General features: G+C 32.0%; 31 protein-coding genes. 26 read left to right on the top strand and 5 right to left on the bottom strand.

The window, feature by feature from the left end:
• The 13 genes from DXA54_RS24425 (at position 1) to DXA54_RS24355 (ending at position 9,705) form a co-directional block, all read left to right on the top strand.
• Complete coding sequence (locus DXA54_RS24425) at positions 1-657, top strand: hypothetical protein (protein ID WP_007559119.1); 657 nt, start codon at positions 1-3, stop codon at positions 655-657.
• Positions 650-1,672 carry a plasmid transfer protein gene (locus DXA54_RS24420; protein ID WP_007559121.1) on the top strand — a complete coding sequence of 341 codons (1,023 nt, stop codon included), beginning with the start codon at positions 650-652 and terminating at the stop codon, positions 1,670-1,672. Before DXA54_RS24425 ends, DXA54_RS24420 begins: the two co-directional genes overlap by 8 nt.
• 32 nt (positions 1,673-1,704) lie before the next feature.
• On the top strand, positions 1,705-2,319 hold the full coding sequence (gene traK, locus DXA54_RS24415; RefSeq protein ID WP_005647312.1) for a conjugative transposon protein TraK: 615 nt from the start codon (positions 1,705-1,707) through the stop codon (positions 2,317-2,319).
• Positions 2,319-2,750, top strand: coding sequence for a hypothetical protein (locus DXA54_RS24410; RefSeq protein WP_007559125.1), 432 nt, complete (start codon positions 2,319-2,321; stop codon positions 2,748-2,750). The genes traK and DXA54_RS24410 overlap by 1 nt, the downstream gene beginning before the upstream one ends.
• A gap of 3 nt (positions 2,751-2,753) precedes the next feature.
• The gene (gene traM, locus DXA54_RS24405; RefSeq protein ID WP_007559128.1) at positions 2,754-3,863 is read left to right on the top strand and encodes a conjugative transposon protein TraM; all 1,110 of its coding nucleotides are present in this window, start codon (positions 2,754-2,756) and stop codon (positions 3,861-3,863) included.
• 1 nt (position 3,864) lies between these two features.
• The gene (gene traN, locus DXA54_RS24400; protein WP_004295380.1) at positions 3,865-4,704 is read left to right on the top strand and encodes a conjugative transposon protein TraN; all 840 of its coding nucleotides are present in this window, start codon (positions 3,865-3,867) and stop codon (positions 4,702-4,704) included.
• A 12-nt stretch (positions 4,705-4,716) separates the two neighbouring features.
• Positions 4,717-5,220 (top strand): hypothetical protein, encoded by a 504-nt coding sequence (locus DXA54_RS24395; RefSeq protein ID WP_007559132.1) that lies wholly within the window; start codon positions 4,717-4,719, stop codon positions 5,218-5,220.
• Positions 5,221-5,222: 2 nt separating this feature from the next.
• The gene (locus tag DXA54_RS24390; RefSeq protein WP_007559134.1) at positions 5,223-5,882 is read left to right on the top strand and encodes a hypothetical protein; all 660 of its coding nucleotides are present in this window, start codon (positions 5,223-5,225) and stop codon (positions 5,880-5,882) included.
• A gap of 2 nt (positions 5,883-5,884) precedes the next feature.
• Complete coding sequence (locus DXA54_RS24385; RefSeq protein ID WP_007559135.1) at positions 5,885-6,526, top strand: OmpA family protein; 642 nt, start codon at positions 5,885-5,887, stop codon at positions 6,524-6,526.
• A 1,118-nt stretch (positions 6,527-7,644) separates the two neighbouring features.
• Entirely contained in the window at positions 7,645-8,094 is a 450-nt protein-coding gene (locus DXA54_RS24370; protein WP_004295329.1) for a DUF3791 domain-containing protein, read from the top strand.
• Positions 8,091-8,570: a DUF3990 domain-containing protein gene (locus DXA54_RS24365; protein WP_005647329.1), complete on the top strand. Its 480-nt coding sequence runs from the start codon at positions 8,091-8,093 to the stop codon at positions 8,568-8,570. Before DXA54_RS24370 ends, DXA54_RS24365 begins: the two co-directional genes overlap by 4 nt.
• Before the next feature lie 21 nt (positions 8,571-8,591).
• Positions 8,592-8,852 carry a hypothetical protein gene (locus DXA54_RS24360; protein ID WP_005647331.1) on the top strand — a complete coding sequence of 87 codons (261 nt, stop codon included), beginning with the start codon at positions 8,592-8,594 and terminating at the stop codon, positions 8,850-8,852.
• Complete coding sequence (locus DXA54_RS24355) at positions 8,839-9,705, top strand: zeta toxin family protein (RefSeq protein ID WP_007559145.1); 867 nt, start codon at positions 8,839-8,841, stop codon at positions 9,703-9,705. The genes DXA54_RS24360 and DXA54_RS24355 overlap by 14 nt, the downstream gene beginning before the upstream one ends.
• Positions 9,706-9,751: 46 nt before the next feature.
• Here the strand turns inward: DXA54_RS24355 and DXA54_RS24350 are convergent, their stop codons facing one another.
• Positions 9,752-10,417: a M23 family metallopeptidase gene (locus DXA54_RS24350; protein WP_007559149.1), complete on the bottom strand. Its 666-nt coding sequence runs from the start codon at positions 10,415-10,417 to the stop codon at positions 9,752-9,754.
• A gap of 40 nt (positions 10,418-10,457) precedes the next feature.
• Between DXA54_RS24350 and DXA54_RS24345 the strand changes: the two genes are divergently transcribed.
• From DXA54_RS24345 to DXA54_RS24285, 13 genes are all read left to right on the top strand, one after another.
• Positions 10,458-11,177: a DUF4099 domain-containing protein gene (locus DXA54_RS24345; RefSeq protein WP_029425721.1), complete on the top strand. Its 720-nt coding sequence runs from the start codon at positions 10,458-10,460 to the stop codon at positions 11,175-11,177.
• A gap of 1 nt (position 11,178) precedes the next feature.
• Positions 11,179-12,738, top strand: a complete 1,560-nt coding sequence (locus DXA54_RS24340; protein WP_007559152.1) for a DUF3945 domain-containing protein — start codon at positions 11,179-11,181, stop codon at positions 12,736-12,738.
• Between the two features lie 4 nt (positions 12,739-12,742).
• Positions 12,743-13,852 carry a toprim domain-containing protein gene (locus DXA54_RS24335; RefSeq protein ID WP_007559154.1) on the top strand — a complete coding sequence of 370 codons (1,110 nt, stop codon included), beginning with the start codon at positions 12,743-12,745 and terminating at the stop codon, positions 13,850-13,852.
• Positions 13,849-14,352 (top strand): PH domain-containing protein, encoded by a 504-nt coding sequence (locus tag DXA54_RS24330; protein ID WP_005647342.1) that lies wholly within the window; start codon positions 13,849-13,851, stop codon positions 14,350-14,352. The genes DXA54_RS24335 and DXA54_RS24330 overlap by 4 nt, the downstream gene beginning before the upstream one ends.
• Positions 14,333-15,040, top strand: coding sequence for a hypothetical protein (locus DXA54_RS24325; protein WP_007559156.1), 708 nt, complete (start codon positions 14,333-14,335; stop codon positions 15,038-15,040). The genes DXA54_RS24330 and DXA54_RS24325 overlap by 20 nt, the downstream gene beginning before the upstream one ends.
• Entirely contained in the window at positions 15,041-15,877 is an 837-nt protein-coding gene (locus tag DXA54_RS24320; protein WP_007559158.1) for a topoisomerase C-terminal repeat-containing protein, read from the top strand.
• A complete protein-coding gene (locus DXA54_RS24315) occupies positions 15,874-16,227 on the top strand; it encodes a hypothetical protein (protein ID WP_004295339.1) in 354 nt (117 codons plus the stop codon). Before DXA54_RS24320 ends, DXA54_RS24315 begins: the two co-directional genes overlap by 4 nt.
• Positions 16,228-16,238: 11 nt before the next feature.
• Positions 16,239-16,517, top strand: a complete 279-nt coding sequence (locus tag DXA54_RS24310) for an HU family DNA-binding protein (protein WP_004295340.1) — start codon at positions 16,239-16,241, stop codon at positions 16,515-16,517.
• Entirely contained in the window at positions 16,508-16,780 is a 273-nt protein-coding gene (locus tag DXA54_RS24305; RefSeq protein WP_004295341.1) for a hypothetical protein, read from the top strand. Before DXA54_RS24310 ends, DXA54_RS24305 begins: the two co-directional genes overlap by 10 nt.
• Before the next feature lie 10 nt (positions 16,781-16,790).
• Positions 16,791-17,234 (top strand): hypothetical protein, encoded by a 444-nt coding sequence (locus DXA54_RS24300; RefSeq protein ID WP_007559162.1) that lies wholly within the window; start codon positions 16,791-16,793, stop codon positions 17,232-17,234.
• Positions 17,235-17,408: 174 nt separating this feature from the next.
• Positions 17,409-17,633 carry a hypothetical protein gene (locus DXA54_RS24295; RefSeq protein ID WP_004295344.1) on the top strand — a complete coding sequence of 75 codons (225 nt, stop codon included), beginning with the start codon at positions 17,409-17,411 and terminating at the stop codon, positions 17,631-17,633.
• A gap of 3 nt (positions 17,634-17,636) precedes the next feature.
• A complete protein-coding gene (locus tag DXA54_RS24290; protein ID WP_004295345.1) occupies positions 17,637-19,592 on the top strand; it encodes a type IV secretory system conjugative DNA transfer family protein in 1,956 nt (651 codons plus the stop codon).
• The gene (locus tag DXA54_RS24285) at positions 19,585-19,971 is read left to right on the top strand and encodes a helix-turn-helix domain-containing protein (RefSeq protein ID WP_007559164.1); all 387 of its coding nucleotides are present in this window, start codon (positions 19,585-19,587) and stop codon (positions 19,969-19,971) included. The genes DXA54_RS24290 and DXA54_RS24285 overlap by 8 nt, the downstream gene beginning before the upstream one ends.
• Positions 19,972-20,405: 434 nt before the next feature.
• Here the strand turns inward: DXA54_RS24285 and DXA54_RS24280 are convergent, their stop codons facing one another.
• The 4 genes from DXA54_RS24280 to DXA54_RS24265 form a co-directional block, all read right to left on the bottom strand.
• A complete protein-coding gene (locus DXA54_RS24280) occupies positions 20,406-20,801 on the bottom strand; it encodes a hypothetical protein (protein ID WP_004295347.1) in 396 nt (131 codons plus the stop codon).
• Positions 20,802-20,877: 76 nt separating this feature from the next.
• A complete protein-coding gene (locus tag DXA54_RS24275) occupies positions 20,878-22,557 on the bottom strand; it encodes an MAC/perforin domain-containing protein (protein ID WP_007559167.1) in 1,680 nt (559 codons plus the stop codon).
• Positions 22,558-22,566: 9 nt separating this feature from the next.
• A complete protein-coding gene (locus DXA54_RS24270) occupies positions 22,567-23,889 on the bottom strand; it encodes a hypothetical protein (RefSeq protein ID WP_005647361.1) in 1,323 nt (440 codons plus the stop codon).
• Between the two features lie 211 nt (positions 23,890-24,100).
• Entirely contained in the window at positions 24,101-25,099 is a 999-nt protein-coding gene (locus tag DXA54_RS24265; RefSeq protein WP_004295351.1) for a hypothetical protein, read from the bottom strand.
• Positions 25,100-25,263 lie beyond the last annotated feature (164 nt).

Raw genomic sequence — 25,263 nt, 5'->3', positions numbered from 1 at the left:
ATGAAAAGAGTGCTTTTATTTTTTTCCCTAATGTTGATTATTGGTACTTCTAATACCTATTCCCAAATGCCTGTAAAGGATAAAGGGAAATGGAGCGTGCTTAATAATATGGAATTTATGGATAGAGTACGACTACAACCAGAATGGTATCATTACTGGATATGGTATAAAAAGGTTTTGGGTATTAAAATTCCTTTGCCGGGCTTAGGGTTACACGACAAATACGGGAAGGAAGATAGACGTAATTTCCAGTTACAAGAAATTCCCATGATGGCAGCCGTAGAGTACAATAAATCAGAAACAGAAAAAGAAGGGTATAATGTTGATACCATATATAGACAGGAACTCTTCAAATTTGGAGATAAAGAAATTGATTATCAATATACTTTAACTAAAAATCGTAGAAATGATATTCTTAATGATATAAATAAAAAACTTGTCGAATATTCTTCTAATGGCGGTAATAAAGAACATGTTGAAGTTATAACTGATGAAGTTACTAGAATAAAAAAGAACATAGATATAATCCATGATTCACATATGAGTAACTCTAAAAAAAGGGAAGCCTATTTAGATTTTGATAAAGAACTAATAGAGGTTCTTTCATTAATAACAAGATTGAATAATATAAATAAAACAATAATGAGCCATGAATGAGTTAATAGATAAATTCTTATTTGAATTATTTGATGGACTAAGAGATAAAACAACTGTTCTATTCGGAGAATTTATTGCGGATGCACAAGCATTGGCAGCAATCTTTATGTTGTTATATTTTGGAGTAGAAAGCTTCAAAATGATGAGTGGAGATAAAAAATTAGAGATTATCCCGTTATTGCGTCCATTCGCACTGGGATTGGTTCTTATGTTCTGGATTCCCTTTATTAATCTAATCAGTTATCCCGGAGAGTTATTAACAGCACGAAGCAAGGCTATGTTTACGAATCAGATAGAAGAAGTAGAATTACTTTCTCGTAATAGATATGCACTCATTGATAGCGTAGCAGTAGAGTTATTACATACTTCATTAGAAGTTGAAAGAGCCGAAAATGAAGTTAAGGATAAGAAATGGTATGATTTTAGTATAGACTTCTCAGCTATTGGAGACAAGATAGCTGGATTATATGTATATGTAGTCGCTAAGGTTAAAATGATAATGTTTAATATCATTGAATTTATTGTCGTTACTTTTTGGCAAGTATGTACCTATTTTGTCTTTTTCCTACAAATCATATTCACAGGAATATTAGTTATTCTTGGTCCACTAGCTTTTGCATTCTCTGTTTTACCTGCATTTCGGGATGCTTATATACAATGGATAGCTCGTTTTGTCAGTGTTAGTTTATATTCATGTATTGCATATATAGTATTATCAATTTCTTTAGTAGTAATGCAATATGGGATAGAAAGAGAAATTGAAATTTTAGAATATGCGCTTAGAAATGAAGCTGCATTTGTCATGTATGTCGGAATGACCTCTGGAGGTGTCAATAGCTTCCTTCTTACAGCATTACTTGGAGCATTTGCCATGCTTACAATACCTTTTGTTTCTACATGGATTGTAAGTACAACTGGAGTAGGGCAAGCAGTAGGAGGCATGGTTGGAGGAGCAGCCATCGCAACCAAAGCTGTAGCAGCTCCGGCTACAGGTGGAGCCAGTGCAGCTATGTAAAAAGATTCATTAAATTTTAAATTCACATAATCATGATTATTAAAAACTTAGAAAATAAAATCAAATTAGCCGGAATTTTATCCATTGGCTGTTTTGCAACTAGTATAGTTATTTCAGGTATGGTACTAGCCTTTTGTTTCTCTTTAGTAAAAGCTGAAAGAAAAAAAATATATGTTTTGGATAATGATGTCCCTGTACTAGTAAAACAAACTGGTACAGAAGTCAACTTGGAAGTCGAATGTAAGAGCCACATAAATCTATTCCACACTTTATTTTTCACATTACCACCAGACGATGAATTTATAAAATACAACATGGAAAAAGCCATGTATCTAATTGATGATAGCGGATTAAAACAATATAATAATTTAAAAGAAAAAGGATATTTCAACACCATATTAGCGAGTTCTGCAACAGTAACAATTATGACAGATAGTATCAAGGTGGACATGAACAACCTATCTTTTGAGTACTATGGCATCCAACGTATAGAGCGAGAAACCTCTATTCTAAAAAGGCAACTTGTAACTACAGGGAAATTAAGACAAATTCCACGTACTGAAAATAATCCTCATGGACTTATTATCACAGATTGGAAAACGATACTAAACAAAGACCTAGATTATAAAGTAAAAAAGAATTTCTAATGAAACTGTTTAAACATAAAAAGAATGATAGAAAAGAAAGTATCAAGACTAAAGCCGAGCAAGCTACAGTTGTTCTTCTTACTAAAATATTTCAAAAGTTCGGAGTTAATAACGCTTGTGAACGCTTATTGGCGTGGGCTGATATACACCGTAAAGCTATGTTTGGAATTACGATTTCATTCCTTTCTTTCGTCACAATTCTATCATTAGTAATGCGTCCAGAAAGAAAGCCAATGCAAGTTTTCAACGAAGAAAAAAGCAAAGTACAAATTAACATTGATAGTACCCTACAAAAAAAACAAGTAGGAGTTCACGACTTGTTAGAAGTGATTAAAATGCAAAATGAAATTAATGAGCTAAGAAAAAATGGGAAATTAACTCCAGAAGACACTATACGAATAAAAAATTTATACAATAAATTAAATAAATAGCGTATGAAACAGATTGATATTAAAAAGCCTAAGTACATCATTCCGATACTCATCCTACCTTTTATTCTAGGGATAGGATGGCTAGTTAAGGATATGATAAACTCTGCCCCAGCAGAAGAAACTACATTAGTAGAAACGGAAGAATTAAATCTTGATATTCCTGATGCTAATTTAGAAAAAAGAGAGATAAAAAGTAAATTTGAATCACTCAAAGGAGCTTTCAATAAATCTTCTGATTATTCATCAATACAAACCATAGATAAAGAAGAAGAAGTTAGCGAAATTGAAAGTTCTGGTTCTCTTTACTCCAATGATGAAATAAGGCAAATTGACAGTTTAAATCAAGCTTCTAGAATCCGAGAAAAGGAATTGGAACAACAAATAAAAGGATTTCCTACTATAGATGAATCAAGTCAAACAGAAACTAGGAAAGCTCCTGAAAAATCCAAGATGCAAGAAGAAATGGAGCTTTTTAAAATGCAAATGGCTTATATAGATTCATTACAAAATCCACGTCCTAGAACACCTCAAAAAAAACAAGATGAAAAGCCAAAAGAAAAGGCTATAGAAGTTGTAAAAGCGAAAAATCCCGCAGAAGTATATTTTAATACTGTAGGGAAAGAACAAAAAACTTCACTAATCACAGCTATATTAGATGAAACTTTAAAAGTAACAGATGGTAGCCGAGTACGCATACGGCTTCTAGATGATATAATGATTAATGACGCTCTTTTAACTAAAGGCACTTACCTATATGGGAATGTATCTGGCTTTAAAGCTCAAAGAGTACACATTAATATTTCCTCTATAATGGTTGATGGCAGACAAATGAAAGTAGATTTATCTGTATATGATAATGACGGACAAGAAGGTTTCTTTGTTCCTTCATCAGCTTTTAGAGATTTGAGTAAAGATGTTGGAGCGCAAATAGGAAGCCAAACTATACAAATGAACAGCCAATCAGAAGGAGTAGAACAATTCGCTTTAGGTGCTTTACAAGATGCTTACCGTAGTACAACCCAAGCTCTTTCCAAAAACATCAAAAAAAACAAAGCCAAATTAAAATATAACACACAAGTTTTTTTAGTAAACAACAAAGATAAAGAACAATAATATGAGAAAGATTTTTATTGCATTATGCACAATGGTTTCTGTTATTACAGGAAATGCACAGAACACCCCTATTGGAGAAAACATCGAGCTTGCAGGTGAAAACCCAGAAGAACTAAAGGTTATATACGTCAACAAAGATGTTTCAACGCATTTTATAGCTATGGAAGATATAAAATATGTTGATATATCAGTCAATGATATTGTTGGCGATATTCCTACTGGTAACTCTCTTAGAATAAAGCCCACAAAAGAAGGAGCTAGTGGAGTTATCACCATTGTTACAGAAAGATTTTTCGTACAATATATGCTAGTATATAGTAGCGATTTAGCAAAAGCATACACTCGCTTTAATATCCCTTATGCTGATTTACGTAGCTATATGAATCCAGAAGTGAACTTAACCAAAGCACAAATGTATGATTACGCACATAGAATGTTTATTTCAAAAAATAAATTCTATGATGTTTCCAGTAAAAGTAACCTAATGAAAATTGTACTAAACAATATCTACACATTAGATAAGTATTTCTTTATTGATATTTCTATGATTAATAAAACAAAAATACGATATGATATAGACCAAATACGCTTCAAAATAGAAGATAAAAAACAAACAAAGGCTACTAATTTTCAATCTATAGAAATACTTCCATTGATGCAAGTTAATAAGAATCTTGTTTTCAAGAAGAACTATCGAAATATTTTTGTCTTTGAAAAATTTACTTTCCCAGACGAAAAAGTTCTTACCATAGAAATATCTGAAAAACAGATTTCAGGACGTACTATAACATTAAGAATTGATTATGCAGACATTCTTCATGCAGATGCTTTTACTGAATAAAATTTTACGATTATGAAAAGAATAGCATTTCTTGTTATCACCTTATTTTTTTCCCTAAAGTCAATGGCTGGTGATGGTGATAAGTTTTTTAATATTTCAGGAGGTTGGCAATGGAAAAATACCGTCAATGCAGTTGTAGGGCTGGAGTTTGAAGGTAAATATCACAATGCTTATGAACTATATATTGATTTAGCTACAGCATATGATAAATGCCCGGTATGTAATAAGGTATGCTCTGATAGTTTCTGGAGCTATAAAACATTCGGCATAGGTGCAGCATATAAACCTACAATCTCACGAGGCAAAAACAGTAATTTAAGATGGCGGTTTGGAGCAGATTTAGGAGCTAACAGAAAAGGGTTTCAGGCTTCCATTGATATAGGTTTAGAATATAGCTATTCATTTAGAAATGGAATGCAAGTCTTTGTAATGCAAAAAAATGATTTTGTCTTTTGGACACGTGACCATTTCCGAAATGGATTATTAGTAGGTGTCAAATTTCCAATAAATAATTAAGTATGAAAAAAATATATATAATTCTATTATCCATTATAGGGGTAATATCATCATGTACAAAACACGAAGATATTATAGACACATCATTACAGCCGGGTAGTATCTTATGTAGTGATGGAAGTATAGTGCATCCCTCACTTTTTTCACCCAATGAAAAAGAAGCCATTGGAGTTGTATTTTGGTGTAATGATGGGAATAATCCTGATATAAAAGAAACCGCTTATGCCGTTTCATTAGAAGATTTAGAAGAAAATCCTTTAATAGATACAGACGAGGATATAGCTAATGTTTCGGAAGATGAAAACAGCTTTGATGGAGCAGCTAATACTGCCGCAATAATGAACTTTGCTATAAAAGATAGTTTAGCTTATCCAGCAGCTCAAAAAGCTATAGAATACGCACCAAAAGGTGTTACAGGTTGGTTTATTGGCTCTATCGCACAAAACAAAGCAATCTCTAATAATCTTGAAAAGGTATATTCTTCTTTCTCAATCATTGGAGGAACGCACTTTGATGGTTGGTACTGGAGTTCTACAGAAGATGGAGCAGGAAAAGATACTCCTAAAGTGTTTGCACTAATTTCTTCATTAACAAAAGGAAGAGCAACCAGTACAAGCAAAAGAAATTCATTTAAAATCAGACCTATTATAGCAATAAGATAATCATGAAAAAGAAAATAATTATACTAGCAGCCTTCGTTGTTACATTTTTTACCGCATGTACTTCAACGCATATGATAACTTTCAGTAACGCTGAACTAAGCGACAAAGAAAAAGACATGATAGAAAATAATAGTAACTATTCAACCGCTTCAATAGTTGGTGGAAGTGCAAAATTAGTTAAAGAGGAAAGAGATAAAGCTATCCAAGAAAAGATAGAAGCTAGAAGAAATAAACTAAAAGCTATTGATGGCTTATCAATCTCCAGCTATAAAGATAAAAATGGAAAAGAACAGTTTAAAGCAACAGCTCAAAGTGAAATCCTATTCAAATTTGATTCATATGAATTAAATGAAGAAGCTCAAAAAATGCTTTCTGACTTATGTAATATCATTAGTGAAATACCCAATACTAAGATTAAAATAATTGGGCATACTGACAATATAGGAGAAAAACAATACAATATCATACTTTCTAAAAATAGAGCAGCAGCAGTAGGAAATTACCTTAGAACCGCTGGTATAGAAACAAACAACATAACAGAAGATGGAAAAGGATATAGCGAACCCATTGCAGACAATACAAGTGAAGCTGGACGTGCTAAAAATAGGAGAGTAGAAATATTTATCACAAATGATGAATATTAAAAAGAGAGATTTCTATTAACAAAGACCGGGAGGTAAAACTCTCGGTCTTTGTTTTATAGTCTGGAAAGAAATTGATACCGTACTTTTCGGAGTTCCGGCACTGATGGGCAAACATGGCATGATGAAATGATACCGAATTATCATTCCTGGCACACCCTGCAGAACGACCTTTTGATACCAAATACAAAAAGCTGCCGGAAGCCGGACACAAAAAATTGATACCATAAAACATTAGGGAAAAAGAACAAAGAGAAAACACTATATATAAATAATATATGAATATATAATATATGAACCTATAAACATATAATATATGATTAATATACTCCACTTCCAGAAAGAGCAACACGAAGAATCTTCTTTTCCCTAAAGTTCTTTGTGTCGTTTCTCTCTATATCTGAATACAGAAAAACGGCTGCATCATAAAAGAAACGATACCGACACCATTCAGGAACTATCGCCCATCAGCAAAAGGATTGCATCTAATTGATACCTTTTCTGCCTGCACTGGAGAGAAACCGGGAAGGTATTTGATACCGTACTTTTCCGGGTTCTGCCCGGCATGGACGATAAGAGAACATTATTATGATACCAAAAACTTTAGGGAAAAATAAAACTTCGGCAGTCTATAAACCTAAAACCATTTTTAACAAAAATAATTGTCCTATTATTTGCGACATTTATAGAAAATTACTATCTTTGAGTATTGAAAATAAAGAGATAAATAAACTTTTAAAGCTGGTTTGGCTGCCAGTATAAAGAACAGCAAACAAAATCATGAATATCTTAAGATTTCTTTTAAGTAGCTTTTTATGGGCTATGGGTGGAATTTTTGTATTAGCAATCTATGCGTATAGTGAACTAGTCTATTTGATTTTTATTTGCATTGCAATAGTAGGATTAACCATCTACTACAGAAAATCCATAATAAAAATGTACGCAGAAATCTTTAATGAGTTAGGAATCAATAAGTATGTTATACAAATTAAAAATCTAAAGAAATACAAAGAACCTATTTACAAACTAATCAATACAATAGGTCTATGATGATTGTTTTTTCTCTATCTTTGCTAAAGACATCAGCAAGATAGCTATATAAAATTAGAAAATAAATAGTTATGGAAACTAATCAAACATATCAAAATGAACTTGGTTCGGCTATGCTCCCATTTGTTATGAGAGAATTGGTTGATACAGTCATGAAAAGAAAAACGCTACCTTTAGAAGATGCGTTATACTATATATATTCTTCCAATTTGTACAAGGCATTATTGGACGAGAACACAAAACTATGGTATTCAAGTACATTATCACTTTATGAAGCATTAGAAAAAGAGAAAACAGAACAGAAGAAAGTACAAAAGGACAATCCAAAGATATTGCTTTTTCAAATGTTTTGTGCTGAAAATTACAGGGAAACTAAAAATATAAGTGCTAAAGAAACTCTTTTGCTGTTTTCCAATCATGGCGTTTTTGAATTTCTATATGAAAATTTTGAAATGCTGCACACACAAGATACAGAGTATATATTAGATACTATAATAACTTATATCAATAAAAAGGCATGAAACTATATCACGGCTCAACAGTTACCGTCAAATCCCCTAATATACAGAAAGGGCGTAAAGCTACTGACTTTGGAAAAGGATTCTATACGACAACTAATTTTGAACAGGCTAAGAAGTGGGCAATACTCAAAAGAAATCGGGAACATGGTAAAAAAGCGGTCGTTTCAGTTTATGAAGTCCCCGATAATATTCTTGATAGAGAGTTTTCAGTCCTTCGATTTGATGGGGCTACAAAAGAGTGGCTGGAGTTTGTAGTTAATAACCGCAGAGGAAAAGGAAAAAACAGCTATGATTTAATAATGGGACCCGTTGCCAATGACCAGTTATATGCAACAATCCGGCTTTATGAACAAGGTGTTGTTACGGCTGATGCAGCGATTGAAATGCTAAAGACCCATAAGCTTTTTAACCAACTTTCATTTCATACAGTGAAAGTTATTCCATTATTAAAATTCACAGAATCTATTGAAGTATAAATCATAAAACTATAATGAACCATGAATAAAGAAATGAGCTTGGATGTTGCGCTCGACATTATCGGGACACTCCGCATGATGAAGATAGATGAAATATCAGAAGAGAAGGATGAAAACAGAAAAAAAATACTGCAAAAAGAACTTTCTGTTCTCAACACAGAAGAAAAAATAGCAAATGGATTGTTGCAGTTTGAAGTTTCTGAAAATGTGCGCTTATCAGTCATGGATAAGATACAAAACTATTACGCACCTAAATTGAAAGCATATTATGCAACGCTATGAAGTAGAAGCCATCTTTGAACAAAAAAAAGATGGCTTATTTGAGGACATCAATATATCATCACAAAAGCCTATTGCTATAATCTTAGGTGGACAACCAGCTTGCGGAAAAAGCACTCTTATAAATGTTGCAAAGAAAGACCATCCTAACTTAGATTTTCTCACTGTTAATGGTGACCTTTACAGACAGTTTCACCCCAATAAGGAACTAATAAAAGACCCTATTAAATACCCCATTGAAACCCAGATTTTTTCTAGCGTTTTTACAGAAAGACTAATAGAAGAAGCCATTAAACGGAAATGCAATATTATTATAGAAGGAACTATGAGAAATCCAGATGTACCTTTAAAGACAGCACAAAAATTTAAAGATGCAGGATTTAGAGTTGAAGCATATATTATTGCAGCCCCCAAGGAGTTTACCCAACTAGGACTTTACAACAGGTATCAAGAAGAAGTACTAAGTAAAGGACAAGGACGATTAGCCGATATTGATTCACATAACAAAGCCGTAAATGGACTAATGAAATCTGCAAATCAATTATACAGTGATAAGGCTGTAGATAAGATTTCTATCCACACCTACTTAGCGAAAGAAAGAATTAAAGATTTCAATCTAGTAAATGGTGAATGGAGTTGCAAAAGTATGCCATCTATTTTTATAGATGAAAGTCGTTCAAAACAGATGAAGAATAAAGAAATACTTAACACTAACATTCAAAGAGGAAAAGAGCTTATTGAATCCGTAACGAATCCTGAAGTAAAAAAAGGAATGAAAGAAGCTCTGTCACAACTTCAATCTTCACTAGAAAAAGTTCAAAGACAAGAAAAAGGATTAAAAAAAGGTTTCTTCTGATTCTTCCAAAAAGAGAGGACTGGCTTTTCCAATCCTCTTTTTCTATTTATTTGCGTCTTAACTCATTATCTATTTGCTGTGAAATTTGTCCTTTAACGGTTCTGATTACCTCATTAATATAATCAAGAATTGGCTTAGGGTCTATAGTTTTATCTTTGTATTCCATTTGAAAATGTAAGTGTTCTCCTGTGCTGCGCCCGGTACTTCCACTAATGCCTATTGGTTGCCCAGCTTCAACAGCTTGTTTCGCATTTACAAGCACACTGTATAAATGCCCATAGATAGAAGTAAAATCACCATGACGCACTTCTACATAATTGCCCAACCCTTTATTTTTTCCTGTTTTTACAACCATTCCCGGCATTATCGAATAAACATAGTCGTTGTTGCCTTTAAGGTCTATCCCTCTATGATTTGCTATTTTTCCAGTAAATGGGTCTTTTCTTTTACCATAATGGGAAGTTATCACCATTGAATCAATGGGCAAAGATAAATACCTTCTTTGCTTCCAGTATGCAAGTCGTTCTGTAGTCAAAGCATCATTGACGACAACAGCCTTTTCTTTTTCTTCTATCAATTTATTTTCTGTCGTTGCTAATACAGGTTCCGCTTTAGGAATATCCTTTTTCTGTAATACCGTATTAAACTGACAGTAGCCATTCACTGAAAAAAACAATGAATAAGTAAAAAACATGATAAATTTATTCTTCATATTGATATTTTTATTACTTTTGAGCAAAAATATACATTACATGGATAAAAAGCAAGCTATTTTTAATGAAAATGATATTCCATATAAAGAATTAGAACTAATAGGAATATCAAAAAAACAGATATGGTCTTTGGATAAGGCAAATATCACAGCTCTATTATCTGGAAAGAGAACCAGTTTACTAGACCTTTCTTTTCACGATAATAATGGAGAAGAAATAAGTATGAAAGGAAAAATAAGTTTGTACTGGAAAGATAGCAACAATGCTGGCGTTAAAGTTCATCCAGTCAGACCAGAAATAATGAATGATATAAACCTTAAACCAAAGGAGTTAGAACGACTTCAAGATAACGAGATAATAACAAAAACTATTAACAATGAAAAATATCTCGTACAATTAGACCCTGAAACAAACGAATTGCTTAAAACAAAAATCAAAAGTATTTCAATACCTTCAAACATAAAAGGTGTTGAGCTGGATAAGCAACAAAAGGAAACTCTAAAATCAGGTAAGGAATTAATTTTGAATGTTGACAAAGAAAAAATTGCCATAAGATTAGATTTAAATAATCCAAGAGGAATAAAATTCCTAGACTTCGAGCAGAAACAGAAAATAGCTTATGACCGGCATAACCCACAAATTATAGGAACTATTCATACTGATAAAAACAGAAATGAATATATAGAATACATGAAAGGACAAAAAACAACACTTGGAAATGAATCGCAATCTAAAGTAGAACATAAATTCAAATTATAAAATGGAAGAAAAGAAAAAATTTGAAGCTTTGCAATATAGTTATGAAAATGCCGGACAATTCCGAGCAATAGCAGCAATTCTTGGATATTCAGAAGAATATCGGAATGGTGATATTACCTTTTCCAAAGGTAATGAAACATATACTTATCCACTGAATACACTTAAACTTGGCAATTTAGGAGATAATAGAGAATCTTTATTAGAGCAATCTAAAGAAAGAATAATCAGTTTCTTTGATAAAGAACAAGCTAGCAATAATTTCCAAGAATATAGCCAATATTTACGAGAAAACCACAATGTTGCAATTATAAAATGGGATGATATAAAACAAGGTACTAACAAGAATGAAGGATATAAAGACGGATTTACAGTCATTGACCTTGAAAATAAAATTGCATATAAAGGAGAAGACCTTTATCGATATGCTTATGAACAAAACCAAACCCTAGATGGTAAAGGTTCATATGTTGATATAGACTGGAACAAGTTTAATGAAGTAGGAGTTAAACCGGAAAATTTAAGCCCCGAAGATATTGCAAACATCAAAAATGGGAAAAAAACAGGTATGCTAAATTTTTCCATTGAAGATACTCCCGGTAATAGAACACTTCTAGACAATGAAAAAGTGTCTTATAAAACAGAAAATGGAAAACTCCATTTTGAGGGGAAAGCAACAACTCTTAAATATATAACAGCCGAGAATACACCTGAAAATAAATCTAAATTAAAAACCAACGAAATTGATTTCAAAGAAGAAGGTAAACGCATCAAAATTGATGGTATCAATGCTAGAAAACTAGCAATCGCAGCTATTACAGTAGTTTACCCAATCGCTGGGATTGCTATCTTGCTCATTCCTAAACGACAAGAAATAAAAAATGATTTATCCTTTACTAAGGATGAAATAAAAGCCCTAAAAGCTGATAATGTCGTAGTAAAGACTAATTCAAAAGGAGAAAGAACATTGCACCAACGTGACAAAGATACTAATGAGATAGTATCAATAAAAGCAAAAGACATTCATATTCCCCAAAAACTTGGAGGAATAGAGCTTACTCCTATGCAGCAAGAAAATCTCAAAAATGGAAAAGAAATTACCATTGTAAACGAGGAACTAAACAAAGCTGCAAAAGTAAAACTAGATTTGAATGCCAGAAATGGATTATCAATCAAAGATGCAAATACTATAGAAATTAAAGCGACTGAAAAGAAAGAACAAACAATAGGGAAAGAAAGATATATATCTGATAAAGAAAGATTAGAGTTTGTAGCCCAAAAAGGAGCTAAAGGGATTGATGAAATTTTTAAAGATAAACCCACCGAAATGGCTGCCTTTTTAGAGAAACATAAACTTTCTAAAGATTATGCTTCTTACAAGGAAGTAGAAAAAACATATTCCAGCTCTAGGGAAGCTACTAAACAAACTGTCGGAGAACAAATATCTACCCAAATGGATAAAATAGATAGTTCTATTAAAGCAACAGCGAAGCAAGAAGCATCTATTCTCGGATATGGTAGAACCTACGGAAAAAATAATGATACTCCAACAATGAAACTATAATATTATGCTAACATTTGACGATTATAAGGCTAAAATATCCATCATTCAAATACTTGAAGATTTAGGATATAAACAAGACATTAGCAAAGGAAAGGTTTCGCCTGTTTTTAAACTGACAGACGGAGCAGGTAACAAGTTGGATGAAATCATCATCAAGAATCCTCATAGTGTACAAGAACACTACTATGATAGGAATTATAAAGGTGGAGATTTAATTCAGTTCATCAAAAATCATATTAACGACTTCCCACAATTCCAACATCAAAATACATTTGTGCGAATCAATATGATTTTAGGACATTACGCAAATGAGCCTTATAGTCCTAAATATGAAGCATTCAAAGTTGTAAAAGCAGAAAACAAATCTTTTGACAGAGATAGATATAAAGAATTTCCTACTACACTCGCTGATTTAAGATTTCTCACAAATGAAAGAAATATAAATCATCAAGTCGTAGAAAAGTTTCTACCATTTATCACAAGGGTTAAAGACTTACAAGGAAACGGCAATTATTATAATATAGGTTTTCCCTATATTAATCCAAAAGATAAAGACAACAAAGTAACAAATTACGAATTAAGAAACTATGGATTCAAAGGAATGGCTGCCGGAGGTGATAAAAGTAACTCGCTTTGGATTGCTGATTTTTGCCCACACCCCCAAATGGCAAAACATATATACTTTGCAGAATCCGCTTTAGATGCTATGAGCTTCTATCAGCTCAATGCTAACAAAATCAAATTAGAAGAAAGTGTTTTTTGTAGTGTAGGAGGGTACATTTCAGTTAATCAAATAAAAAACACTTTATTGCGATACCCACAAGCTAAAGTACATACCTGTTTTGATAATGATTTAAACGGTAATTTGTATGACATTAAAGTGTCTGGAATCATTAGTAATACAGAAATGACAATAAAAGAAAATAAAGATGATGTGCTGTTTAAAACTAAGGGTAGAGAATTCACTATTAACAAAAATGACGTTTCACTAGAAAGTTTTAGGGAAAAAAGCAAAATAATAGCTCCTATGATTTCTCATAAAGCAGAAAAAGCAAAAGATTTCAATGAAATTCTAATGAAACAACATGAACAAAAAAAAAGTATTAAGTTATGAATGATGGAACAAACATAGCTTCTGATGATATTATATTAAAGCCTAAATTCCGATATTGGTTAATGAAGAATTTCCTTTTAATCACATTAGCGATTTTCGTATTCATTTTTAGTAAATATATAAGAGAACATGAATTATTAAAATTTATCAGTGGAACGATATTAGTATTGTTGATATTTATAATTTTCTACAGATATATTTCAATGTTACTTTGTACAAAATGGATTATAACTAGAGAGCAAATAAAAATATATCAAGGAGTGCTTTCAAAAAGGATTAACTACATAGAATTATATCGTGTATATGATTATGAAGAAAAGCAAAGTTTTATCCAGTCTTTAATAAACAACACCAATATCTACATTTATTCTGGCGATAAATCAACACCAGAACTACTGATGAATGGTCTTAAAGCTAATAGTGATATAATTCAAACCATCAGAAATAGAGTAGAAGAACAAAAAAAGAAAAAAGGAATATATGAATTTACAAACAGATAATGATATGAAAAGAGTGCTTTTATTTTTTTCCCTAATGTTACTGTTAGGCAACATAAAAGGACTAGCACAATCTATTGTCATTGACCCGGTAATGATTGGAACATTGGTTTATTCCCATCAGGAGCAACAAGGTGTATTGAAAGACATACAAAGTGAGGAAACAAAAATCCGCAACTTTCAAATTTTAATCCAACAAAAAATGAATCAAATTCAATCCTTACAGGAGAAGACATACAACTATCTTTCTACAGTTAATGCAGTTGTGAAAAATGGAAAAGATATTATTTATGCTTCAACCTTAGCTAGAGACATAGCTAAATACCAATCCGAAGCAGCTAAATATGCAGTTGGAGACCCTAAATTATTAACCATAATTGCAAAAACAGAGTATGAGCTTATCAGTCGAAGTGTAGATTTAATGATATACATAAACAATATAGCATTGCAAGGCGGTGAAAAAAATCTTATGGATAATAAGCAAAGGATAGATTTATGTATTCATGTGGTCAATGAACTTAGACGAATGCGAGGACTTGCATACGCTGTATGCCGACAAATGAAATCCGCTAAAAGGGCTGGAGTACTAAAAACACTTGTACCCGGACAATTTAAATATGTAAATAGTGGGAAACAAAAAGTAGATAATATTTTAAACGGTATTAAATGGATTAGTAAAGGAGGATATTAAATGGATAATGATACAATCAAAGATTTAGGCTTATGCCCTATTTGCCAGAAAGGACACATAATGAAAGGCAGTTTAGGATATTCCTGTAATTACTTCAAAAACATGAATGACAAATGTACATTTAATATTTATCATTCATATTGGGGAAAAGAGATTACAGAAGAAATAGCCAGGCAATTAATAACAACAGGGAAAACAGATATATTTCATGACTTCCATAATAAAAAAGGAGTTCCTTTTTCTGCATATCTGACTATCGAAAATGGAATCGTTATTCCTTCTTTCGTAAATGAAGTATTAGAAACTCCGTGTCCTGTGTGTGGTAGAGAAATTGAAATTTTACTAAATGGATATGCTTGTAAAGGGTATTCACAAAAGGACAAGGACAACAACAGAGTTTGTAACCTCTATATACCCAAAACTATTGCACAAAGAGAAATACCATTGGAAGCAGCAGAAATACTTGCCAGAGGAAAAAAAACACCGTTTATGACTGGATTTAAATCAAGAGAAGGAAATGATTTTTCTTCACGGCTGGTTCTAACAGAGAACTTAGATATTTCTTTTGACAATACATTGTGTAAGTGTCCTAAGTGTGGAGGAAACTTATATATAAACAAAAAAGCCTATAATTGTTCCAACTATAGAAATGAAGCCATAAAATGTGATTTTGTCATTTGGCGTGAAATGTCAGGACGTTCTATAACTCCCGAAGAAGCAATAGAACTTTGCGAGAAAAAAGAAACACCTGTGTTAACTGGATTTCATGATAAAAACGGGCAACCGATGGAAAGAAAGCTTGTACTGAACGATGATTTTAAAATAAAACTAATATGAAAATAGAATTTATAATTTATAGCCATTTTTTTAAAGAGAGAGGAATGAAGGTAAAGGGTGATTGGAATTTTCCGCATCTTCCAAGGATAGGCGAAGAAATTTCACCTCACATTATAATGTTTCAGAATGAATTTACCTATCAAAATTTATTAGAATATCTAACAGATGAAGCTAAAAGTGATTTTAATAAATTCAATGATGGTGAAGATGATTTAGAAGGGAATTTTAAAGCATGGGTATATGATGTTATCTGTGAGGTCAATATAGTTGAATCAATACATTATAGACCAGATACAGAAGACTATACCCAAATTATTCCTGAAATTTGTTTAAGTGATTTAAGTAATTAAATATTATTGATATGCAAATGAATAAGACTGATTTAATCAAAATGGTTGCTGAAAAGGCAAATAAACCAACAAAAGAAGTAGCAGAAATAATTGATAGTTTTTTCAAAGAATTATCTCAAAATCTAAGAGAAAAAGATGTTTCTATAAAAGATTTTGGTACTTTCAAAAAGATTATTCAGCCAGCTCGGATAGCTAGAAATCCGGCAACTGGAGAACCTGTAGAAGTTCCAGAAAAGGAAGTTGTTAAATTTAAGCCGTCCAAAAATATACTAAACATGAAATGGCTATGATAGAAATAAACATCCATATTCCTATAGATGGTGTGAACAATATTTCTATACCAATCCAATTACCTGTAGTTCCAAGGGTTGGAGAAAAGATTTATCTATCTGACAAACAAATAAATAATTTGATAAGTCTATTAGAAGAAGAATATTACCACAATCCACAAACAGAAGAATGGAAAGAATCAATAAGACGGTTCACCAATATTGAGGAAGTAGCATATAATGCTGCAAATGGAACGATACACATTGAATTATCAACTATTTAAAAGAAACAATATGAAAAAGTATTTATCATTAGTAATGATTGGTTTAAGCCTTATGTTGTCTGGATGCAATAAAGACGATAACAACGACCCTGATACTCCACCTACAGGAGATACAGGAAAAGTACGTTATGAAGCTACCGTAAGCGACCCAGAAAATTTCAAACTTCTAATACATTATACAGTAGGAGTAGATATTTCTTCCGAAGCTCCCGAAGAAGCTGCCAAAGAAACTATTGTAGAAAGTCCATTCACATTTGAGCAAGAAGCCAAACAAGGAACATATTTATGGCTATCTGCCTACCCTATACCTAAAGATGAAGAAAACCTTGAAAATTTACAGCTACCTAAGACAGTCGAAGTAAAAATTTTTATTGATGATAAGCTGCATAAGTCTAACAGTGGTGAAAATTATGCAATGGTTCAACATATATTCGGACAGGAAAATTACCAGTAGAATTGATACCTTTTCTGCCTGCACTGGAGAGAAACCGGGAAGGTATTTGATACCGTACTTTTCCGGGTTCTGCCCGGCATGGACGATAAGAGAACATTATTATGATACCAAAAAATAAAAACCAATACCACTCTCACTGCATAAAAGAGTGGTATTTTCATTTGAATTAATAAAATGAAAGACCAAAAAAGATTATTACACAAGTGCCTATTAGAAGACATTCCAGCTTTTGTAATATGCGGAACAGATATTTGTTCCGTCCAAGCAATGGAAGCATATTACCAGATAGCAGTAGAAAAAGGTTGCAATAGCAATTTTTTAGAAGACTTGAAATTAGCTATAGAAGATTTCAAGGCTTTTCAATGTGAGGAACCTGAAAAAGTTAAAATACCCGATTAAATCATGGAAGAAAGCAAAGAATTACAAAAACTATATGGATTCATGCAAGCATTCATTTATATAACTGTTTGCATAGAGATTCTACTATTTGTTCATTTTCCCTTTAGTGAACAAATTATGCCCTTATTATCAAAAATGGCAAAAATTCCTATCTATTCTAATATTCTTTATAGTAAACTATTTACATTCTTTATTATAATGGTTACTTGCATTGGAACACGTTCAAAAAAGGATTTAGAATTAGACCCGACTAAACAAATCATTTTTCCTTTAATCTTTGGATTCATAATGTTCTTTGGAAGTATATGCTTTCTTTTCTTTAAAGAAAAAGGAGAAACTAGTTTAGAATGGTATAATATAGCTTACATTATACTATCAATAATTGGAGCGACATTAATAAATTCAGCTCTAGATAACATTTCCAAACGTATTAAATCAAACTTTATGAAAGATAGATTTAATATAGAGAATGAAAGCTTTGAACAATCTAAAGACAAGGTAGAAACAGAATTCTCTGTCAATATTCCGATGAAGTTTTTCTACAATAGAAAGTGGCATAATGGGTGGCTGAATATATGTAACTGTTTTCGTGGAACTTTCGTAATAGGAACGCCTGGAAGTGGTAAATCTTTTTCTGTTATAAATTCTTTTATAAGACAACATTCAGCTAAAGGATTTGCAGAAGTTGTTTACGACTTCAAATTTCCTGAACTTGCCAAAATTGCATATTATAATTATCAAAAGAACAAGCAATTAGGAAAAATACCAAGTAATTTCAAGTTCAATGTCATTAATTTTTCTGATATTGAATATAGTAGAAGAATAAACCCATTGAAACGAGAATATATAGAAATCCTAGCAGATGCAACAGAAACGGCAGAAGCATTATATGAGAGTTTACAAAAAGGCGACAAAGGAAGTGGAGGTAATAGCGATTTTTTTAAAACATCAGCAGTAAACTTGTTAGCAGCTTCTATTTATTTTTGGTCTAGATACGAGAATGGCAAATATTCAGATTTACCGCATGTACTGGCTTTCCTTAATCAAGAATATGACGTACTTTTTAAAGTCCTCTTTTCCGAACCTGAATTAAAATCACTAGTTTCCCCATTTGAAGCTGCATATAAATCAGGAGCAGTGGACCAATTAGAAGGACAGATGGCAAGTCTAAAAGTACAGTTATCAAGACTGGCTACTAAAGAATCTTTTTGGGTATTTAGTGGCAATGATTTCAATTTAAAAGTATCAGATAAAAAAGACCCTAGTTATCTTATCATTGCAAATAACCCTAAAACACAAAGCATGAATAGTGCTTTAAATGCACTTATCATTAACCGATTAACTAGACTTGTCAATACAAAAGGTAACTACCCTACTTCAATCATAGTAGATGAATGTCCCACATTATATTTTTATCAACTTGCAACACTACTTTCTACTGCACGTAGCAATAAGGTTTCAATTTGTTTGGGATTACAGGAACTACCGCAATTAGAAGAACAATACGGCAAAGCTACCGCAAAAACTATAACTTCTATTATAGGTAACACTTTATCCGGGCAAGCTAAAGCTCCTGAAACTTTAGATTGGCTACAAAAACTATTTGGAAAAGTTAAGCAAGTAAAAGAAGGTGTTACTATCAGAAGAAACGAAACAACAATTAATATGAATGAACAAATGGATTTTGTTATCCCGGCATCCAAAATATCTTCATTACAAGCTGGTACATTAGTAGGGCAAGTTGCATTAGATTTTGGACAAGAAGATAATTTTCCAACAGCGATGTACCATTGCAAAACCAATTTAGATTTAAAAAAAATTAAGAAAGAAGAAGAAGCCTACAAAGAACTGCCAAAAGTATATAACTTTGGGACAGCAGATAATAGAGAGAAATTACTGCAAAAAAACTTTAAGAGAATATACGACGAAGTAGAAACAGTAATAGAACAATATGTATAACATTACATTACCAATTTTAGGCACAAGGTTAAAGCAAATCCGAGAGCATATAGGATATTCCCAAGCTCAATTAGCAGAACAGCTGAACTGTAAACAAAATGCGATTTCAAATCTTGAACTAGGAAAAGGGGGCAGCCTAAAACTTTTATTTCAAGTGCTGAATTTTTATTCTAACTATGTTTTTATAGATTTAATATTTAGTGAAAAGTTTTATCTGATTTCTAATACAGAAGAAGATGAAGCGCAAAAAGCCAATTATAATTCTGTTATAATAGAAATTATAAGACAATCAGAAAAAAACTATGAGGATGCTATGTCAAACGCTAAAAAAGAGCTAGAAGCTAATCTTCAAAAAGCCATCAATTTATTACAGCCCTAATAAAATAAAAGAGAGTACAAAATACTCTCTTTTATTTTCCAATATTACTTTAAAGAATTTGTGATACCTATTCTTTTGGAGTTCTGGCACTGATGGGCGTATATAGCATGATGAAATGATACCGAATTATCGTCCCTGGTACACCCTGAAGAACTCCTTTTTGATACCAAATACAAAAAGCTGCTGGAAGCCGGACACAAAGAATTGATACCATAAAACTATAGGGAAAAAGAAGAAGGACAAAATGCCATATTATATATAAATAATATGAATATGTGATTAATATCCTTCACTCCCCGAAACCCAGAAAGAGCAACACGAGAATCTTCTTTTCCCTATGTCCATTTCATAAAAATGATACCAGTATAATAACAAATACTTATAATATGAAAAGAGAGCATCCAAATACATACCTTTTAACAATACAATCGAAATCAATCTATCCTATCTAATTCTATTATAGCTACTTTCTCTTTATCTGGACTTGCTTCATTTTGTATAAGAGTTATATGTTTTTGGGTATAGCTTTTAATAACCCAAGGAGCACCACCTAAATATAAAGCATTGCTATTAAATATGATATATTTTCCTTCTATTTTGTAAGTAATATCAATTTCATCGTAACTTTCCCAATTTACTTTCCCCGATTGAGTATCTATAAATTGCATACCTACTCCCATATTGGGAACTACCCAAGCATCACAACGACCTGTACCACGCCATGAGGTTTGATATAGTTTTTGGGGAGTAAGTTCTCCTATTTGTACCTCTGGATTTTTATCATCACAACTTGTAAAACTTATGTTTACTAAAAATAATGCCCAAAGCATTAATAAGCAAGATTGTTTAAAATAATGTACCATGTATTAAAATAGATTATATTAATATAAATACCAGACTTCAAAATTACAATCCTATAATTGTGTATAGATTTGCTAATGTTGCTATTGAAATCTGTTTTTCTACTAAATTAGAAGCCCATGAACTAAGACCATATACTTCCAGCAAACTCTCATCTCTTTCATCTGCAAAAAATGAAAAACAGAGTTTGGTAGTTGGGTCGTATAAATATTCCATATTAGTTGCCTCATGATAGTACTTACAGAAACCTTTTTCATTGAAGTTCTCCAAAACCATACATAGCGGAGAACGCATTTGAGGATTAATACGCTTTCTAGTATTATAACTTATCTGAATATCAGAGCTGAAATACCTTGATATTTCTGCCGATATAATTTGGGCTTTTTTGATAAAAACATTATCATCTTCATTTTGCCTTAATTCCGCATCCGTAGCATTACTTTTACTCAATACTATTTGGTCACCCTGTCTTGTTGTTAACACAGCAGCTACATCATATAAACTTTCTCCCGAAGCAGATGTCTTTGTCAATACTCTTGCAATCGTAATAGACGGAGTATAAAGTCTTGTAACAGGAAGAAGAATTTCCTTAGAAGTATCATCAAAACGTCTTTGAAAGTTTCTTTCCAGTACAAAATCCGACATTGGATATAATCCTTCTTCTATTAAATCAATCACTGTATGATTTTTTGAATCATTTAATGATTTTCTCCAAGATTGCAAGTTTATATTTATGTCTTTAAGTGCCATTGTAGTATTCACTACACCTGTTTCATCTTGAATACCACCCAATGTTTTTACACGTATAAATATATCTTGTCTTTTGTAAACTGTAGAATCAAAAGTACCATCCTTTCCATTAAATCCGAACGACCCATTAAGTGAATCACCTTTATATACAAGTGAAGCATTAATATTTTTCTCTAAGGATTTAGTTTTCTGTTCAACATTCGTATTTGAATCCGCATTACCCATATATTGCGCAAAAGCTCTTCCACCTGTATAATAACCAACAACAACAAAATCTCCATATGAATCAATGATAGATGATATAGGAGAGGTATATAAATTATTAATAAAAGACCTTCTTAAAAACTGCCTTGCAAACACTTTATTAGAACCATTGGAACTTAACAAGGTAAATTTGCCATGAGCAAACAATATATTCATTTCCCCATAAGCTTGTTCTTTTGATTCATTAATAAAAGTTCTAAATGTTTCGGTTGTCGTTTTCTTTTTCCCTATAGAAAAAAATCCTAGATTTAAAGAAAATCCACTTTTCACAGTTTTACTTATTGATGAAAAATGCGTATAATTATTAAAATCATAATAAGCAAACGATGACTGGTCGTTCCAGTTAGGATAATTTTCATCAATATATGATTCATCATATTCTTTTAGAGATTCAATATCAAGTATGGAATGCGTAAAGTTATCAAAATCACTTGGTATATAATTCCCCTTAAGCAATTTATAACCATAACCTAGATATTTATCAGTTCCCCCAATCATCTCACCACTTCTTGTCAACTCTTCATCAAAAGAAGGTTGTCCTGTAATAACATCTGGAAGAGATGGATTACGTTCTTGAAGAATCACATCATCACATGAATAATCAGTTTCAACCACTGTATTTTGCTGTGCGCATAAGTTCAAATCCTCTGAACAAGCTATAAACAATGGAGCTATAACAGATAAAATTATTATATATAATATTGATTTCATAATCTTTTCTTATTGCAGATTATTATTAGATAAACTTTTCATATATTCTTCTAAAGGAATTGTTACTATTTCGTCTGGTTTTGCCTTTGATGTAGTATTTATTATTCCATACCAAGAACCTTTAAATTTAACTTCTCTATCATTAGCCTCATTTCCATTACGATAAGTCATAGTAATAGTATAGTCAGCCTTTACACTATATTTCTTTAAATAAGTCGTTACTTTAATTAAAGATGGCTCATCAACTTCTACCGGAATAGTCACCGATAATGTTTTAGGTATCTCATACGTTGTGGAAGTATAAGGAGCTCTAGGCAAAAATATTGTTGAATCAGGCATTTCCCCACTACTAAAATTGCCAGGGGCAATAAATTGCCCGGCTATTATTGCAGGACGTAAAAACATTTGTTCTTCATTTGCCATTGGAATTTTCAAAGCTCCTTTTTCTGTATAACAAGAAGTATCTTTTACATCTTTTTTTGCATAAATTGTAATATTTGATGGTCCAGCAACTGCTCCTGTCTGACCATTTGAATACACAACAACAGGGTCTAATTCCGTCACTACAGCTTTAGGTTCAAATGCTATTTCTTTTACTTTAAATTTATCCTGAAACTCTAATAGAAACTCTTGCTGTGGTTGCTTATTATATTTTGCATACCCTACCTGCCCATTACTCTTTACTTCTATAGAATAATTAAACACACTCCAAGGATTATTGGGGTCTGCCGTTCCTAAATATGTCTGATTTTCAATATTAAAATATCCTTTATATGTTGATGGTATAAGGTCCCAACTTCCAGAACTTATATCTTCCGAGTCCCAAACAAAAACAAGTTTATTGTTTGGGTCATTGTTATATTGACCACAAACCAATGGCTTATTATAAGACTTTGAATAAATCAAATATGGTATTCCACTACTAGGTGGCAAAATCTTTAAATAGAATTTTGAAGAACTATAAGCTGAAAGTATCAATTCTTTTCTCATTCCTTGAGTAGAAAGATAAGGCTGTCCAACCACTCCACCTCCTCTGACTTTCAACGCAAAAGGAAGCTCTCTAACAGCATACATATTTGATGAATAAAATTCATCTGTCTCAGGATAATAAGAATAAGATTTCGTTTCTGGCTTTTTTTTAAACTCATCTATATTAGAAAACAGACTCACAGAGTCAGCAACAGAGATAGCTCTTGACTGGATTGAACTTTCTGATGTTTCCGAAAAATCATATAAAAGTTCAGAACTTTTTTCACAAGAGACAAGACCAATAGTCATTGCTCCTACCAATAATTGACTTACGCCCCAAAAAGAATAGAATTTTTTTTTCATAAATATAGTTTTAAAATTATGTCCTTAGAAACAAATACACAATAGAGTTCACGTAGATTTACTTTCTGACGCACGCGAATACGCCACATATACAAAAGGACGAAGAGAAAACAAATCCATGATGCCAAAAACTTTTAGGTAAATATATAAATAGCTCTTACAGCATATTACGTTAAGAGCTATTTATCCCAAAAAGTCAGTTATATTTTACTTAATTTCCCGAAAGACTTAGCCAAAGACGAACTGTTCTTTTAGCCTTATTCTGTTCTCCTTCTAGAATCTTTGCATCACCTTTCTTATAGCTTATTTTTAATTGAGAATCAGTCTGTATAGCATCATATAGAGGAAGCAAAAAGAAATTATCTTCATCTAAAAGTTTTTCCATTATTAACGGAATAATATTTTTACCCATCGCTTGCATTTCTTTAAACTGTGGTAATGTTGTATAAGCGAGAGTACTTGAACTATATTTAGTTTGTGGATTTATTGAAATTTCTTCGTTCCATGAATTAAACAAATCGTTAAACTTAGTCTTTACCTCACAATTAATATTTGCAGCTTTATCAATGACAGCTTGTTTTTCTGCATCAGAAAGTTCAATATCTTCTTGTGCTATCTGTTTTGCAAGTTCCTTTATCTCCGACATATCAGTCTTTGTTCTACTCTCGATAAAAGAAACCAAAATTCTACCATACAAAGTGCCAGATAGCTCACTCCTTTTATGGGTAATACGCAAATAACGCCCAAGTTTTGACTCCCAAGTACCGCTACTATATACAACACTTCCATGAGTCATATCTATACTACTTGTTCCCCAACCATCAACAGTAGCATTGCTACCTTCTGTACTAGTCTGTTCATAATTACAAGACGAACCATATAAAGTTTTAGCATTTTTATACTGTTCTATAAAATCATTGTAAAAAGATTCTGGGTCAATCCATTTGTTAGTTATCCCCATAGAATAAGCAATACAATTATATGTACCTGTTGCTTCTCCTGTTACAGAAATATTATTTACATCTAAATTTGGGAAATCCTTTTTAAGATTATCCTTTTCCGCTTGTGTAGGAACCCTTCTCATAGAAGCAGCTCTAGTAGTAAGTTCGTTTGGATTGGCATTATCCTCCACAGAACCAATCTCTTCGTTTTGCTGACAAGCAATAAGACTAAAAGAGAAACCTAATAAAATTAAAATTTGTTTTCTCATAAAACGATATTTTTAAGTTAGTAATTATTCAGCAAATGCATTTGCATATCGCAAATATACAATACAAATTGTATATAATATAAGAATTATATTGTTTTTTCCACTGTTAATGCTTAAAAAGTAAGCATTCGAAGAAATGCACCTTTTACACTTTGAGGTTTGGT

This window comes from Bacteroides sp. OF03-11BH, assembly GCF_003604005.1.
Taxonomy (GTDB): Bacteria; Bacteroidota; Bacteroidia; order Bacteroidales; family Bacteroidaceae; genus Bacteroides; species Bacteroides ovatus.
This window is presented reverse-complemented; position numbering and strand designations above follow the sequence as displayed.

Excerpts from the sequence above, each read along its gene's own strand:
- DXA54_RS24425 (WP_007559119.1), top strand. The coding sequence starts at position 1 with ATGAAAAGAGTGCTTTTATTTTTTTCCCTAATGTTGATTATTGGTACT.
- DXA54_RS24420 (WP_007559121.1), top strand. The coding sequence starts at position 650 with ATGAATGAGTTAATAGATAAATTCTTATTTGAATTATTTGATGGACTA.
- traK (WP_005647312.1), top strand. The coding sequence starts at position 1,705 with ATGATTATTAAAAACTTAGAAAATAAAATCAAATTAGCCGGAATTTTA.
- DXA54_RS24410 (WP_007559125.1), top strand. The coding sequence starts at position 2,319 with ATGAAACTGTTTAAACATAAAAAGAATGATAGAAAAGAAAGTATCAAG.
- traM (WP_007559128.1), top strand. The coding sequence starts at position 2,754 with ATGAAACAGATTGATATTAAAAAGCCTAAGTACATCATTCCGATACTC.
- traN (WP_004295380.1), top strand. The coding sequence starts at position 3,865 with ATGAGAAAGATTTTTATTGCATTATGCACAATGGTTTCTGTTATTACA.
- DXA54_RS24395 (WP_007559132.1), top strand. The coding sequence starts at position 4,717 with ATGAAAAGAATAGCATTTCTTGTTATCACCTTATTTTTTTCCCTAAAG.
- DXA54_RS24390 (WP_007559134.1), top strand. The coding sequence starts at position 5,223 with ATGAAAAAAATATATATAATTCTATTATCCATTATAGGGGTAATATCA.
- DXA54_RS24385 (WP_007559135.1), top strand. The coding sequence starts at position 5,885 with ATGAAAAAGAAAATAATTATACTAGCAGCCTTCGTTGTTACATTTTTT.
- DXA54_RS24370 (WP_004295329.1), top strand. The coding sequence starts at position 7,645 with ATGGAAACTAATCAAACATATCAAAATGAACTTGGTTCGGCTATGCTC.
- DXA54_RS24365 (WP_005647329.1), top strand. The coding sequence starts at position 8,091 with ATGAAACTATATCACGGCTCAACAGTTACCGTCAAATCCCCTAATATA.
- DXA54_RS24360 (WP_005647331.1), top strand. The coding sequence starts at position 8,592 with ATGAATAAAGAAATGAGCTTGGATGTTGCGCTCGACATTATCGGGACA.
- DXA54_RS24355 (WP_007559145.1), top strand. The coding sequence starts at position 8,839 with ATGCAACGCTATGAAGTAGAAGCCATCTTTGAACAAAAAAAAGATGGC.
- DXA54_RS24350 (WP_007559149.1), bottom strand. The coding sequence starts at position 10,417 with ATGAAGAATAAATTTATCATGTTTTTTACTTATTCATTGTTTTTTTCA.
- DXA54_RS24345 (WP_029425721.1), top strand. The coding sequence starts at position 10,458 with ATGGATAAAAAGCAAGCTATTTTTAATGAAAATGATATTCCATATAAA.
- DXA54_RS24340 (WP_007559152.1), top strand. The coding sequence starts at position 11,179 with ATGGAAGAAAAGAAAAAATTTGAAGCTTTGCAATATAGTTATGAAAAT.
- DXA54_RS24335 (WP_007559154.1), top strand. The coding sequence starts at position 12,743 with ATGCTAACATTTGACGATTATAAGGCTAAAATATCCATCATTCAAATA.
- DXA54_RS24330 (WP_005647342.1), top strand. The coding sequence starts at position 13,849 with ATGAATGATGGAACAAACATAGCTTCTGATGATATTATATTAAAGCCT.
- DXA54_RS24325 (WP_007559156.1), top strand. The coding sequence starts at position 14,333 with ATGAATTTACAAACAGATAATGATATGAAAAGAGTGCTTTTATTTTTT.
- DXA54_RS24320 (WP_007559158.1), top strand. The coding sequence starts at position 15,041 with ATGGATAATGATACAATCAAAGATTTAGGCTTATGCCCTATTTGCCAG.
- DXA54_RS24315 (WP_004295339.1), top strand. The coding sequence starts at position 15,874 with ATGAAAATAGAATTTATAATTTATAGCCATTTTTTTAAAGAGAGAGGA.
- DXA54_RS24310 (WP_004295340.1), top strand. The coding sequence starts at position 16,239 with ATGCAAATGAATAAGACTGATTTAATCAAAATGGTTGCTGAAAAGGCA.
- DXA54_RS24305 (WP_004295341.1), top strand. The coding sequence starts at position 16,508 with ATGGCTATGATAGAAATAAACATCCATATTCCTATAGATGGTGTGAAC.
- DXA54_RS24300 (WP_007559162.1), top strand. The coding sequence starts at position 16,791 with ATGAAAAAGTATTTATCATTAGTAATGATTGGTTTAAGCCTTATGTTG.
- DXA54_RS24295 (WP_004295344.1), top strand. The coding sequence starts at position 17,409 with ATGAAAGACCAAAAAAGATTATTACACAAGTGCCTATTAGAAGACATT.
- DXA54_RS24290 (WP_004295345.1), top strand. The coding sequence starts at position 17,637 with ATGGAAGAAAGCAAAGAATTACAAAAACTATATGGATTCATGCAAGCA.
- DXA54_RS24285 (WP_007559164.1), top strand. The coding sequence starts at position 19,585 with ATGTATAACATTACATTACCAATTTTAGGCACAAGGTTAAAGCAAATC.
- DXA54_RS24280 (WP_004295347.1), bottom strand. The coding sequence starts at position 20,801 with ATGCTTTGGGCATTATTTTTAGTAAACATAAGTTTTACAAGTTGTGAT.
- DXA54_RS24275 (WP_007559167.1), bottom strand. The coding sequence starts at position 22,557 with ATGAAATCAATATTATATATAATAATTTTATCTGTTATAGCTCCATTG.
- DXA54_RS24270 (WP_005647361.1), bottom strand. The coding sequence starts at position 23,889 with ATGAAAAAAAAATTCTATTCTTTTTGGGGCGTAAGTCAATTATTGGTA.
- DXA54_RS24265 (WP_004295351.1), bottom strand. The coding sequence starts at position 25,099 with ATGAGAAAACAAATTTTAATTTTATTAGGTTTCTCTTTTAGTCTTATT.